Consider the following 13,022-nt stretch of genomic DNA (forward strand, 5'->3'; position numbering starts at 1 on the left):
GACCAGGGCTTTAATCCCTCACGGGGGCGTGCTGGGGGTCACAGAAAAAGTTGCCGTGTCGCGCTGGACTTTGCCGTTTTGCGACCGATTCGCGCCATCACAGCACGTCTCGGTAACGGTTCGTGACCGTTCGGTGACTGTGCCGAGCGGTAACCGGCACCCGGATCTCACAACCCCGGGGCGCCCGTGCGCAGCACCGCGTTACCACCGGACATCCAACCGCCATCTCGGCGATACCGTCCCGGCAAGGTTGAACGCGCAAGCTGAGTACGCGCCCGGTTCCGGAGGCCGGGGCCCCGGAGGTGGTACCGATGCTCGAATCCCGGCACTCTCGCGAGCCGGCCGCGCTACCCGACTGGCACGAACTACTCGCCGCGTTCTGCGGCCATCTCGGCGACGAACCCGGCGCGCACCCGGTGGTGCGCTGGGCGCGGGCACTCGCCGAGCTACACCTGCGGCGGCACGACGAGCCCGGCCATGTGGCCGAAATCGACTGTGGCCGAGCCGAATTGATCGCCGCCATCGACAACTGGGTGAGCGCGCCGCGCACCGGCCGCGGGCTGTATCCGGAGTCGCTGGGCGGGGCCGTCGACCGCCTCGCCGCCGCGCAGGTACACGCGAACCGGCTGCTGCACTCCGCCGCCGACGTGTCCGAAGCGCGTGTGCACGCCGCCTGGTACCGGCTGGCCGCGCTCGCCGACGACTGGAACGATCTGGTCGCCGAGGTGCTCTACGGGCAGCCGCGCACGCGACCGCGGCGCCGGACGGCCTAGCGCGCGGGCAGACCCGACCGGCTCAGGAAGCCCAGCAGGTCGTGGCGGGTGATGACGCCGATCGGCTTGCCGTCCTCGACCACCATCAGCGCGTCCGTGGATTCCAGCGACTTGGTCGCGGCCGAGACCGGCTCGCCCGAGCCGATCAGCGGGAACGACTCGCTCATGTGCTTGGACACCGGATCGGTGAGGTGCGCGCGGCCCTCGAAGACCGCGGACAGCAGATCCCGCTCGGTGACGCTGCCGGCCACCTCGCCCGCCATCACGGGCGGCTCGGCGCCGACCACCGGCATCTGCGAGACGCCGTACTCGTGCAGGATCTCGATGGCGTCGCGCAGCGTCTCCGACGGGTGGGTGTGCACCAGGTCCGGCAGCGCGCCGGACTTGCCGCGCAGCACGTCGCCCACGGTGGGCTCGGCGGTGCTGCCGTCCAGGCGCGAGCGCAGGAAGCCGTAGGAACTCATCCACTGGTCGTTGAAGATCTTCGACAGGTAGCCGCGGCCGCCGTCGGGCAGCAGCACGACCACCACCGCGTCCGGATCGCGCTCGGCCACCTGCAGCGCCGCGACCACGGCCATGCCGCACGAGCCGCCGACCAGCAGGCCCTCCTCGCGGGCCAGGCGGCGGGTCATGTCGAAGGAGTCGGCGTCGGAGACCGCGATGATCTCGTCGGGCACCGCGGGGTCGTAGGCGCTGGGCCAGAAGTCCTCGCCGACGCCCTCGACCAGGTAGGGGCGGCCGGAGCCGCCGGAGTACACCGAACCCTCGGGATCCGCGCCGACGATCTTCACCTTCCCGCCGGACACCTCCTTGAGGTAGCGACCCGCGCCGGTGATGGTCCCGCCCGTGCCGACACCGGCGACGAAATGGGTGACCGTGCCCTCGGTGTCGCGCCAGATCTCCGGGCCGGTGGTCTCGTAGTGGCTGTCGGGGCCGCCCGGGTTGGAGTACTGGTCGGGCTTCCACGCGCCGGGAATCTCGCGCACCAGGCGGTCGGAGACGCTGTAGTAGCTGTCGGGGTGCTCCGGCGGGACGGCGGTCGGGCACACCACGACCTCGGCGCCGTAGGCGCGCAGCACGTTGCGCTTGTCCTCGCTGACCTTGTCCGGGCAGACGAACACGCAGTGGTAGCCGCGCTGCTGGGCGACCAGCGCCAGGCCGACGCCGGTGTTGCCGGAGGTCGGCTCCACGATGGTGCCGCCGGGCTGTAGCAGGCCCTGCTCCTCGGCCGCATCGATCATCTTCACGGCGATGCGGTCCTTGGAGCTGCCGCCGGGGTTCAGGTACTCGATCTTCGCCGCCACCAGGCCGGAGTTCGGGCCCACCACGGAGTTCAAACGAACGAGCGGGGTGTTGCCGATCAGATCGACGACGTGGTTCGCGATGCGCATGCCCCCATCGTTGCAGAACTGGATCGGCGAGTTCCGGCCTGCCCCGCGACGAGAGGGCCGTTTACCAATATCATCGGCCGCGTGAGGATGCCGAAGACCGCCCGCAGTGCTGCCGTCGTGCTCGGTTCCCTCGGGGCCGCGACGGCGATCGCGTCGTCCGCCTCGGCGAGCGCGCAGACCGTGGAATTCCCTCAGACGCCGAGCGTGTTCTACGGCGGCTTCTGCTGGGGCAACATCCGGACCTGGGTCGACACCAGCCCCGACTATCCGGGCCGCGCCGTGGTCAACGTCCAGGCGCTACCGGTGGCGGGCTTCGGCCCGGGCCAGTACCCGCTGGCGCCGCTGTGCAATGTCGACACCACCGTCGCCTGGCGCAACACCACCACCGGCGCGGCCGGCGAGTACCGGCTCAACGTGGTGTCCGGCATCTACGGCAGCATCCTCTACGCCCAGTTCCAGGACACCGGCGCGGGCCACATCGAGGTCACGACCACCACGTCGAACTTCAACATCCCCTCGCACGGCGCGTTCGACGTCGCGGGCCCGCCGCCTCCCCCGCCGGGCGAGTAAGTCCCACCGCCACTTTCGCGTCCGCCGCCACGCGCTCACATCGCCGCACCCACATACCGGTGGGTGCTCTCGTCGCGCGCGGGCACGTGCTCACATTCGTGCGATCCGGCACGATATACGCAGGCGTACACATCGGATCGTGTGGTGGAGGGTGGTGTGGTTTCGTGGCGAGAACGTGGCGCACCTTCGCGGTGACCGGCGCTGCCACGGTGGCGGCCGGGTCGGGCGCGGGAACCGCGTGGTGGGCGGCGTACCGGTTGCTGATGCAGCAGGCGCAGGCGGCGCGCACGGTGATCGGCCGCGACACCTCCAAACCGCCCGAGGCCGACGGGGTGTACACGGCCGGTCGCGCGGCGCCCGAGCCGTGGCGCACCGGCGTCCCCTTCGATCTGCACCTGATGGTCTTCGGTGACTCCACGGCGGCCGGGGTGGGCTGCGCCGACGCGGAGGAGGTGCCCGGCGTGCGGATCGCACGCGGGCTGGCCGAGGCGACCGGGCGGCGAATCCGGTTGAGCACCAAGGCGATTTCGGGCGCCACCTCGAAAGGCCTTGCGGGACAGGTGGACGCGATGTTCGTCGCGGGCCCGCCGCCGGACGCCGCGGTGATCCTGATCGGCGCCAACGACGTCACCAAGAAGCACTCGGTACTGCGGTCGGCGCAGCGGCTGCGCTCCGCGGTGGCGCGGTTGCGTGCGGCCGGCAGCGTGGTCGTCGTGGGCACCTGCCCGGATCTCGGTGCGGTGGTGGCGATTCCGCAGCCGCTGCGCACGGTGGTGCGGAGCTGGAGCGCGCGGCTGGCGCGAGCGCAGAGCGCGGCGACGCGGGCGGGCGGCGGCTGCCCGGTGCCGATGGGCGATCTGCTCGGCCGCGATTTCCGCACCACACCGGAGGTGCTGTTCTCCGCCGACGGCTTCCACCCGTCGGCCGCCGGGTACGAACTGGCCGCCGCCCACCTGCTGCCCGCGCTGCTGCGAGAGCTCGATCGGCGGGATACGGGCATACCGGGTGTTCCTAGCCCGATCGGTGCGACGTAGATTCGGAAGAGAATTCCGTACCTGTGTACCGAACAGCCGCTTGGTTGTTCGTCACCCGACGAAGGAGTCCTCATGCCAGAGGCCGTCATCGTTTCCGCTGCCCGCTCGCCCATCGGCCGCGCGGGCAAGGGCTCGCTCGTAGGCATGCGCCCGGACGACCTCGCCGCGCAGCTGGTGCGCGCAGCGCTCGACAAGGTGCCGGAGCTGGATCCCGCCGACATCGACGACCTGATGCTCGGCTGCGGGCAGCCCGGCGGCGAGGCCGGCTTCAACATGGCCAAGGTGGTCGCCACGCACCTGGGGTACGACTTCCTGCCCGGTGTCACGCTCAACCGCTACTGCTCGTCGTCGCTGCAGACCAGCCGCATGGCCTTCCACGCCATCAAAGCCGGTGAGGGCGATGTCTTCATCTCCGCCGGAGTGGAGACCGTGTCGCGGTTCCCGAAGGGCACCTCGGACGGCTGGCCCGACACCCACAACGCGGTCTTCGCCGACGCCGAGGCGCGCACGGCCAAGCGCGCGGAAGGCGGCTCGGGCGGCTGGACCGACCCGCGCGAGAGCGGCGAGCTGCCCGACATCTACATCGCGATGGGCCAGACCGCCGAGAACGTCGCGCAGTTCACCGGCATCTCCCGCGAGGACCAGGACCACTGGGGCGTGCGCTCGCAGAACCGCGCCGAGGAGGCCATCAAGTCGGGCTTCTTCGAGCGGGAGATCAGCCCCGTGACGCTGCCCGACGGCACTGTCGTGACGACCGACGACGGCCCGCGGCCGGGCACCACCTACGAGAAGGTGTCGCAGCTCAAGCCGGTGTTCCGCCCGGACGGCACGATCACCGCAGGCAACGCCTGTCCGCTCAACGACGGTGCGGCGGCGCTGGTGATCATGAGTGACACCAAGGCCAAGGCACTGGGGCTGACCCCGCTGGCGCGGATCGTCTCCACCGGTGTCTCGGGCCTGTCGCCGGAGATCATGGGCCTGGGCCCGATCGAGGCCTCGCGGCGGGCGCTGAAGCTGGCCGGCAAGACCATCGACGACATCGACCTCTACGAGATCAACGAGGCCTTCGCGGTGCAGGTGCTCGGTTCGGCGCGCGAGCTGGACATGGACCTGGACAAGCTGAATGTCTCCGGCGGCGCGATCGCCCTCGGCCACCCCTTCGGCATGACCGGCGCCCGCATCACCGCCACGCTCATCAACAACCTCCGGACCCACGACAAGCAGTTCGGCCTGGAGACCATGTGCGTCGGCGGCGGCCAGGGCATGGCGATGGTCATCGAGCGTTTGAGCTGACGCTCAACCGCCCTGCGGTGGAAGGGATTCCGGGGGCCTTGCCCCCGGACCCCCGATAGGGTTGGCTCTTTCACTGCCGGACGGCGGCGAGGAAGTCGCGGGCCACGGGGCTTGCGGTGGAACGGAATTCCTCGAAGTAGGCGTGGCGGGCGCCGGGGATCAGGTGCAGGTGTGCGCCCGGGACGCGGTCGGCGAGCAAGGGGGCGTTGGCGGCGGGGTTGAAGCGATCGTCGGTGCCGTGCAGGACCAGCGTCGGAGAAGTGATGTCCAGCAACACATCCCAGGCGTCGTGGCGGTGACTGGCGACGAGGTGGCGGCGGCGGGCGTAGGACGGCATGTCCGGATCACCGACGGTCTGGTGCGGGCCTGGGTGGGTGGCGAGCCAGTCCGGGGTGTACATGAGGTCCAGCAAGGTCTGATGTGCCGTAGCCGGATTCGCGAGCAGGGCGCGGATGTCGCCGCCGCGGTCCACGCCGTGCTTCCCGCCGGGTGACGTGCACCCGAGCACCAGCGCACGCACCCGCTCCGGATACTTCGCCGCGATCCACTGCGCCACCCGGCCGCCCATCGAGGTGCCGTACACGTCGGCGCGGTCGATCGCCAGCGCGTCGAGGACGGCGATCGCGTCGTCGGCGAAACCCGGTGTGCTGTAGACGATGTCGGGCTTGTCGCTGGCACCCGTACCCCGGTAGTCGAAGGTGACGGTGCGATGCGACCCGTGGAAGTCCGCGCGGATGCCGTCCCACCAGTGATGGTTGTTGGACTGCCCGGCGAGCAGCAGCAGCGGGAAGCCCTCCCCCTCGACCTGATAGGCGAGGCGCACCCCGTCCGCGGCTACGGCATACGACACCGGCATTCCCTTCCTCGCACGAAAACGGGTGGTCACCGAGGACTCGGTGACCACCCGTATGTGGTTCGTGAACTACTAGTCGTTCTGCAGGTAGCTCAGCAGACGCAGGATCTCCAGGTACAGCCAGACCAAGGTGACGGTCAGGCCCAGGGCCACGCCCCACGCCGCCTTCTCCGGCGCCTGCGCGCGGATCAACTGGTCGGCGGCGTCGAAGTCCAGCAGGAAGCTGAACGCCGCGATCGCGATGACGACCAGGCTGAACACGATCGACAGGGCGCCGCCGTCCCGCAGGCCGAAGCCGCCGGGGGTGAAGAACGCGGCGACCATGTTGCCCAGCATCAGGACCACCACGCCGATCATGGCGCCGACGATCATGCGGGTGAACCGCGGCGTGACGCGGATGGCGCCGGTCTTGTAGACCACCAGCATGCCGAAGAACACGCCGAACGTGCCGAGCACCGCCTGCGCGATCAGCCCGGATCCGCCGACGCCGCCGAAGGCGACGTTGGTGAACATGAACGACAGCGCGCCCAGGAACAGGCCCTCGGCGGCCGCGTAGCTCAGCACGATGGCCGGGTTGTCCTGCTTGCGGCCGAACGTCGCGACCAGCACCAGCACCAGGCCGACCAGTCCGCCGACGATGACGAACAGCGGCGCCAGCGCGTGGTTGGCGGCGGTGAGCCCGTAGGACAGGATCGCCGCGACGGTCACCACGCCCAGCGTGATGCCGGTCTTGGTGACGACGTCGTCGATCGTCATCGGCCGGGTGGCCTGCGCGGGCTGCTGATACGGCTGCTCGTAACCCTGCGGCGGGTACTGCTGCCCGTACTGAGCGAACTGTCCGGCGCCGGCCGCTGCCGAACCGAACCCCGCATAACCCCCTTGCTGCTGCGGCAAATTCTTGAAGATCGGGTTGCTTGAGGTGCGCACCGTTCCCGTGCCTTTCCGAAGGTCGCGGTCCACGACTCTCGTGGCCGTTCTGAGTATCCAACGTGCCGCGGTCGGCGCAAGTTCCCGAACCGGGCAAAAAATCGGACAAAGCGGACTCTACTGCCGGGAATCTACTCCTGCCGGACGTCGCGCAGACCGCGCACCGACCGCGTCACCGTGAATTTGCGATTGCGGCCCACCACATCGGTCTTCCCGACCAAGCGCTCCATCACCCCACGATAGTTCAGATGGGAGTTGTAGACGGTCCACAGTTCGCCGCCGGGCCGCAGCACCCGGCCGGTCTCGGAGAACATCTTGATCGCCGAACCGGTGTGCACGGCCGCGCCGACGTGGAAAGGGGGGTTGCACAGGACGAGGTCGGCGCTGTTGCCCGCGACGCCGGTCATGGCGTCGTCGCGCAGCACCCGCACCCGGTCGGCGACGCCGTTGGCGACGGCGGTGGCGCGGGCGGAGGCGACCGCGGCCGCGGACTGGTCGGTGCCCACCACGCTGACCTGCGGGCGCGCCTTGGCCAGGGCGACGGCCAGAATGCCCGTGCCGCAACCGAGATCGATGGCGTCGCGGGCGTCGGGCTTCATCCGGCGCACGTGGTCGAGCAGGAAGCGGGTGCCGATGTCCAGCCGCGGACCGGAGAACGCCGCACCGTGCGCGACCACCTCCAGGCCCACCTCGTCGAGCTGCTTGCGCACCGGAAAGGGCGGGCTGCCAAGGGGTTTCGGGTCGCGCGCCAGCAGCATGCGCGACTTCTGGCGGCCGCGGCTGGCGCGGACGTAGCCGAAGGACTCGGCGAGCACGTCGTTCATCGCGGGAGTCAGGTACTTGTCCCGCGCGCCCGCGAACACCTGGACCTTCGGGTCGGCGTAGCGGGCGATCGCGTCGGCGATCTCGGCGAGACCCGACAGCGCGCGCGGTAACCGCAGCAGCACTACCCGGGCGTCCGCGAGCAGCCGGCGGCCCAGTTCGTGGGTGGTGTACCGGTCGGCGAGGCCGAGCGCGCGCGCGTTGTTGGCCAGCGCGAGTTCGCCGGTGAGCAGATCCTGGTGCACCCGAACCCCGCTGAGCCCGTGCGCGGTGACGGCGCCGAGGGTGAGCGCGCCGTAGCCGTCGTCTATCACCACGACCCGCTCGCCGCCCGCCTCGGCGAGCGCGTCCGCGGCCACGTCGAGGATCAGGCGATCCGCGGCGTCGACCGCGTAGAGATTCACTGCCTCCACATCCGGATAGCGCCGCAACCGGCCCAGTACGTCGTCGACCTCCTGCACTCCTACAGTGTGCTAGATCGTTGCCGTGTCGTCGCGCCGACCCCGGTGGTATCACCGCATACCATCGGCCTCATGCGTAACAGGCTGGCGTTCACGGTGGTAGCGGGGCTCGCACTGCTGGCGGGTTGCTCGGACGGCGCATCGGACCCGCCGACCCCGGTGCCGAACGGTTCCTCGGTCGCCGCGGCGCCCGAACCGCCGCCGACGGCGACGACACCACAGCAGGGCGCGCCGTCGGACGATGCCCGCCTGACCGTGACCGATGTGCGGATCGGCCATCATCCGGGCTTCGATCGCGTGGTGTACGAGCTCGGCGGTGTCGGCAATCCGGGCTGGCGCGTGCAGTACACCGACCGCGCGGTGCAGGACGGTAGCGGCAAGCCGGTCGACGTCGCGGGCCGCTCGATTCTCGAGGTGCGGATCCTCGGCTCGGCCTATCCGTGGGACAGCGGGGTCGCGCAGTACGAGGGCCCGGATCCGGCGACCGACCCGAGCGCGCCGGGCATCGCCGGGGTGTATCGGACGCTGGCGTTCGAGGGTGCCACGCAGTCGTTCATCGGGGTGAACGCGGAGCGGCCGGCGTTCTCGGTCAGCGCGCTGGAGAACCCGTCGCGCCTGGTCGTGGACGTGGCTACCGGCTGAGTGTCAGGCCTGGCCGGTCTCGAAGCGGCCGATCTTGTCGCCGACGACCGTGAACCGCCAAGCCGTGCGCATGGCGCCCCAGCGGTCGTTGGCGTACTCGGCGACGAAGGCGCGGCCGCCGTCGGCGATGGTCTCCGGGTCGATGCTCATCCGGCCGTTGCTGTCGAAGACCTCGCCGCGGACCCATTGCCGCAGGCCGCGGTCGTTGCCGTCGTCGGACATGGTGGCGTCATCGGTGAGGAGGTCGAAGAAGGCCGCCTGGTCACCGGCGTTGAGCGCCTCGACGAATTTCGACACCACGGGATCGAGCTGGTCGGCCATCCTGGCACCCCTTCCGGGTCCGGTACCGCACTGAGTCGAATTACAGCAAATTTACCGCAATCCTCGGCGGGCGGGCCGGAGTGCCGTTACTCCCCCGGATGCTCGTCGCGCGTCTCGGCGCGCGGAGCCAGGCGGATGACGCCGCGATCGAGGTCGAGCGAGCCGGCCTCGAAGGGTTCGCCGGTGCCCGCCTCGTCGTCGCTCTCCTTGCGGAGCTTGCCGCCGTGCAGGAGTTCGCCGAACTGTCCCATGCGGCCCACCCTACGCCGGGGTGCCGCCGATCGCGCGGCTGTTCTATACCGCTCCGGGGTATCTACGCCGCAGGGCCTAGAATGGCCGGCATGACCGATCGGCTCCGGCCGCGCCGGGCCCGCGGTGCCACCACGCACCTCGCGGTCCGGCCTGCCAGCACTCGAGCTCCCGGGTATCTGCGGGCGCTCGGCATGCTGATGCTGCTGGTAGCGGTCGCGCTCATGCACGCCGTCGTCTTCGCCCCGGCCCACGTACACGCGGCGGCGGTCGGCACCGACGCACACGGCCACAGTTCGACCGATGCGAGCCATCGCGCCTCGGTCACATCCGATCGCTCCGCCGAGTCGCATTCGTCGGCACCGGCCGTGCGTCCTGCCGAGTCGTTCGCCGCGATGGTCCCGGCAGTCGCCGAGCCGGTGTCCGGCACGCTCGCGGCTCCGGGTTGTGCCGCGTGCGGGGATGGGCACAACGGGCTGCACGCCTGTGTGTTCGTGCTGGCGGGGCTCACGTTGTTGCTCGGGCTGGTGCTGCTCGCGTGGGTCGGGGTGCGGCGGCCGGGGGTGCTGCGGGTGGGCGCGCGGCCCGGGCCGTTCGGTGGCGCCCGGTCGCCGCCCTGGACGGTGCTTTCTCTACCGGAACTGTCGATTCTGCGGATCTGACGGGCCGCCGCACCGGTGCGCCACGCGCGGGTGCGGGTTTCGCCTGCCCATCGCAGTACTTTCCGATTCCGAGGAGAATCACATGTTCACTTCGCGTACCCGAATCATCTTGTCCGCCACCGGTATCGCGGTGGCCCTGTTCGTCGCCGGGTGCGGCGACGACTCCGGCAGCTCCGCGACCCCGTCCGGTTCGACGGCGGCCGGTACGTCGGAGATGCCCGGCATGCACCACGGCGGGCCGTCGAGCAGCACCGCGCCGACGCGCACCGACTTCGACGATGCCGACGTCACCTTCTTGCAGTTGATGTACCCGCACCACGCGCAGGCGGTGGAGATGGCGAAGCTGGTGCCGAGCCGGTCGCAGAACCAGCAGCTGATCGCGCTCGCGGCGGCCGTCGAGCAGGCTCAGGCGCCGGAGATGCAGCAGTTCACCGAGTTGCTGAGCGCCTTCGGCAAGCCCGCGCCGACCGCGATGGGCCACGACATGCCGGGCATGATGTCGCACGATCAGATGACCGGGTTGCAGAACGCGACCGGCGCGGAATTCGACCGGATGTGGATGCGGATGATGATCGACCACCACCGGGGCGCCATCGATATGGCGAATACGGAACTGGCGCAGGGCGTGAATCCCGACGCCCAGCGGCTCGCCCGGGGGATCGTGGCCGCTCAGGAGGCGGAGATCCAGCAGATGCAGGGCATGCTCGGCCAGTCCTGAACGCGGGCCTACGCGGGTGTGCCGGCGGCGGCACACCCGCACGGGTTTCGGGTCAGCTGCCGATGACGGCGTTCATGATGGTGCCCGCGCTGGTCGCGACACCACCGCCGATCATCGCGCCCGCGATCATCTTGGGCGACTCCAGCCCTCCGCCGCTCCACTTCTCCCAGGCGAACCTGCCACCGCCGTAGGTGACGGCCGTGACGCCGGACAGCAGAACGAACCAGGTGAAGTACCGGACCAGCTTCATGAGCTTGTCGGCGGCCGGTGGGGTTTCCGGCGTGGGGTTGCCGACCTGGGCCAGCACCGTGCTGTACATATCGTGGGCGGCGAGAACCATGCTCACGGTCGTTGTCCTCTCGGATGCTGAGGTGATGCCGGTGTGGAGCAATCCGCCCCGATGAGGCGCCGGGCGGGCGGAGCACGCAGCTAGAACTCGTCGATCAACATCAATTGAACCGCATTTGCCGACACTGCTGTGAGCAGACACACCAGATCGCCACAGCTGATCATCCGACCGGAAACCTGCGGCCCGTTCGGGCGCGCTTTTTCGAGCGCGGCGTAGCGGGACACGCGAATTCGCGACCGCCGGTTCGCGCGACGGCTTACAGCGCGGCGACCAGTTCTCGCAGCACCGGCAGGCTCACCGAGCCCGCGCCCAGCACGGCGTCGTGGAAGGCCCGGATATCGAATCGGTCGCCCAGCCGGGCCGCCGCGAGGTCGCGTTGCCGCCGGATCTCCAGTTGCCCGACCTTGTAGGCGACGGCCTGGCCGGGAATGGCGATGTAGCGGTCGACCTCGACGACGATCTCCGAGACGGCGACCGGCGCGTGGGCGGTCATGAAGTCGACCGCCTGCTGCCGACTCCAGCCCTTGGCGTGCAGTCCGGTGTCGACGACCAGACGGCACGAACGCCAGGAGTCGGCGGCGAGCATGCCGATGCGGGCCAGATCGTCGTCGTACAAACCCATTTCGTCGGCGAGGCGCTCGGTGTAGAGCGCCCACCCCTCCACGAAGGCGGTGTTGGTGAACGACTGTCGCTGGAAGCGCGGCAGGTGGTCGAGCTCGTTGGCGATGGTCAGCTGCAGATGGTGACCGGGGATGGCCTCGTGGTAGGCGACCGCCGCGGTCTCGAATCGGTTGCGCTCCGGCGCTTCTCGGGTGTTCACGAAGTACACGCCGGGCCGGGATCCGTCGGCGGCGGGCGGAAAGTAGTACGCCGCGGGCGCACCCGCGGCGAGGAAGTCGGGAACCGGTGCGATAGCGCAGCTTTCGCGCGGCAGGCGCCCGAACCAGGCAGGCATCTCGGCGGTCGCGGCGGCGAGGTAGCGCTGGGCGTCGGCCATGATCTCCGCGCCGTCGGTGTAGCGCAACGAGGCGTCCTCGCGCAGCCGGGCGAAGATCGCCGCCTGGTCGGTGGTGCCGAACAACCGGCCGCCCACCTCGGCGTACTCCCCGCGCAACCGTTCGAGTTCCGCCAGGCCCAGCTCGTGGATCTCCTCGGCGCCCAGGTCGGGCAGGGTGGTGTGGTGGCGCAGCAGCCGGCGGTAGATGTCCTCGCCGTCGGCGCCCAGCCAGCACAGGCCCGGCTTGTCGTCGGGGCGGGCCGACGGGAGGAGTTCGTCGGCGAGCACGTCGCGGTAGGCCTGGAACGCGGGCCGCACCACCTCCCGTGTCACCTCGAGAAGCTCGTCGCGCCAAGGCTTTTCGTCGGCCCACTCGGCGGGGCCGGGGAAGGTGACGAACGGGTCGGTCGCGAGATCGGAGGCGAGGTAGCCGTCGAGCTGGTTCAGCGAACGCTCGATACTGCTCCGCGCCGGCGTGCGCCCGGCCGCGACGCCCGCGCGGAACCGGCTCGTCGCCTGCTCCAGCAAGGTGCCGAACTGCCGGTGCCGATTCAGGAGCGCCCGCGCGTTCTCCGGGTTCGGGGCGTTGACCTGCGCGGCCAGGGTGAGAATCCCGGCGTGCACACCGTCCATCTGGTCCGAGGCCAGCTCCACCGGCCGCCAGGACAGGTGGTCGATGCCGGACGCCAGCTCGGTGTGCAGCAGGCTGCGGGTGACGCGGTCCTCGGGCCCCAGCCGGGCCGGGTCGAGCGCCGACACCCGGCCCAGCAGACCCTGCCAGGTCGACAGCAGCCGCTGCTCGGCCTCCTCCGACAGGTCCTCGATGCGATCGTCGAAGCGCCGGTCGCCCAGCAGGGTCGCGGCGCTGGGCGCGGATTCCAGCACGCTGTCCCAGTACCGTTCGGCGAGATCGACCAGCTCGTCGTGCGCGTCCATGGGACCCATCATGCCGCGCACCCG

At 70.3% G+C, this 13,022-nt stretch carries 15 protein-coding genes; 7 read left to right on the plus strand and 8 right to left on the minus strand.

Features of this window, described 5'->3' with window-relative positions; translation table 11 throughout:
• Positions 1-311 precede the first annotated feature (311 nt).
• Positions 312-773, plus strand: coding sequence for a DUF4254 domain-containing protein (locus tag IU476_RS06845; protein ID WP_195097882.1), 462 nt, complete (start codon positions 312-314; stop codon positions 771-773).
• Here the strand turns inward: IU476_RS06845 and IU476_RS06850 are convergent.
• Positions 770-2,164, minus strand: a complete 1,395-nt coding sequence (locus IU476_RS06850) for a cystathionine beta-synthase (RefSeq protein WP_195097884.1) — start codon at positions 2,162-2,164, stop codon at positions 770-772. The genes IU476_RS06845 and IU476_RS06850 overlap by 4 nt on opposite strands.
• A gap of 87 nt (positions 2,165-2,251) precedes the next feature.
• Here IU476_RS06850 and IU476_RS06855 point away from each other — a divergent pair, with 87 nt between their 5' ends.
• From IU476_RS06855 to IU476_RS06865, 3 genes are all read left to right on the plus strand, one after another.
• Positions 2,252-2,734, plus strand: coding sequence for a hypothetical protein (locus tag IU476_RS06855; RefSeq protein WP_228823366.1), 483 nt, complete (start codon positions 2,252-2,254; stop codon positions 2,732-2,734).
• Positions 2,735-2,898: 164 nt separating this feature from the next.
• Positions 2,899-3,768, plus strand: coding sequence for an SGNH/GDSL hydrolase family protein (locus tag IU476_RS06860; RefSeq protein WP_195097888.1), 870 nt, complete (start codon positions 2,899-2,901; stop codon positions 3,766-3,768).
• A 72-nt stretch (positions 3,769-3,840) separates the two neighbouring features.
• Positions 3,841-5,061 carry an acetyl-CoA C-acetyltransferase gene (locus tag IU476_RS06865; protein ID WP_195097890.1) on the plus strand — a complete coding sequence of 407 codons (1,221 nt, stop codon included), beginning with the start codon at positions 3,841-3,843 and terminating at the stop codon, positions 5,059-5,061.
• A gap of 70 nt (positions 5,062-5,131) precedes the next feature.
• On the opposite strand, the gene IU476_RS06870 is transcribed toward IU476_RS06865, so the two are convergent.
• The 3 genes from IU476_RS06870 to IU476_RS06880 all read right to left on the minus strand — a co-directional run bounded on the left by IU476_RS06870 (position 5,132) and on the right by IU476_RS06880 (position 8,124).
• Positions 5,132-5,917: an alpha/beta fold hydrolase gene (locus tag IU476_RS06870; RefSeq protein ID WP_195097892.1), complete on the minus strand. Its 786-nt coding sequence runs from the start codon at positions 5,915-5,917 to the stop codon at positions 5,132-5,134.
• A gap of 69 nt (positions 5,918-5,986) precedes the next feature.
• Complete coding sequence (locus tag IU476_RS06875) at positions 5,987-6,841, minus strand: Bax inhibitor-1/YccA family protein (RefSeq protein WP_195097895.1); 855 nt, start codon at positions 6,839-6,841, stop codon at positions 5,987-5,989.
• 131 nt (positions 6,842-6,972) lie between these two features.
• Positions 6,973-8,124 carry a class I SAM-dependent methyltransferase gene (locus IU476_RS06880; protein ID WP_195097897.1) on the minus strand — a complete coding sequence of 384 codons (1,152 nt, stop codon included), beginning with the start codon at positions 8,122-8,124 and terminating at the stop codon, positions 6,973-6,975.
• Positions 8,125-8,196: 72 nt separating this feature from the next.
• On the opposite strand from IU476_RS06880, the gene IU476_RS06885 reads away from it, so the two are divergent.
• The gene (locus tag IU476_RS06885) at positions 8,197-8,766 is read left to right on the plus strand and encodes an AMIN-like domain-containing (lipo)protein (RefSeq protein ID WP_195097899.1); all 570 of its coding nucleotides are present in this window, start codon (positions 8,197-8,199) and stop codon (positions 8,764-8,766) included.
• Between the two features lie 3 nt (positions 8,767-8,769).
• Here IU476_RS06885 and IU476_RS06890 read toward each other — a convergent pair whose 3' ends face one another.
• Together IU476_RS06890 and IU476_RS06895 are read right to left on the minus strand one after the other, a co-directional pair.
• Positions 8,770-9,087, minus strand: a complete 318-nt coding sequence (locus IU476_RS06890) for a nuclear transport factor 2 family protein (protein WP_195097901.1) — start codon at positions 9,085-9,087, stop codon at positions 8,770-8,772.
• 86 nt (positions 9,088-9,173) lie between these two features.
• On the minus strand, positions 9,174-9,338 hold the full coding sequence (locus tag IU476_RS06895) for a hypothetical protein (protein ID WP_195097904.1): 165 nt from the start codon (positions 9,336-9,338) through the stop codon (positions 9,174-9,176).
• A 90-nt stretch (positions 9,339-9,428) separates the two neighbouring features.
• Between IU476_RS06895 and IU476_RS06900 the strand changes: the two genes are divergently transcribed.
• On the plus strand, positions 9,429-9,998 hold the full coding sequence (locus IU476_RS06900; RefSeq protein ID WP_195097906.1) for a hypothetical protein: 570 nt from the start codon (positions 9,429-9,431) through the stop codon (positions 9,996-9,998).
• Between the two features lie 82 nt (positions 9,999-10,080).
• Entirely contained in the window at positions 10,081-10,716 is a 636-nt protein-coding gene (locus IU476_RS06905; protein WP_195097907.1) for a DUF305 domain-containing protein, read from the plus strand.
• A gap of 52 nt (positions 10,717-10,768) precedes the next feature.
• On the opposite strand, the gene IU476_RS06910 is transcribed toward IU476_RS06905, so the two are convergent.
• On the minus strand, positions 10,769-11,056 hold the full coding sequence (locus tag IU476_RS06910) for a hypothetical protein (RefSeq protein ID WP_195098680.1): 288 nt from the start codon (positions 11,054-11,056) through the stop codon (positions 10,769-10,771).
• A 265-nt stretch (positions 11,057-11,321) separates the two neighbouring features.
• Entirely contained in the window at positions 11,322-12,998 is a 1,677-nt protein-coding gene (locus IU476_RS06915; protein ID WP_228823309.1) for a DUF885 domain-containing protein, read from the minus strand.
• Positions 12,999-13,022: the final 24 nt, after the last annotated feature.

Origin of the sequence: Nocardia blacklockiae (assembly GCF_015477355.1) — a bacterium.
GTDB lineage: Bacteria > Actinomycetota > Actinomycetes > Mycobacteriales > Mycobacteriaceae > Nocardia > Nocardia blacklockiae.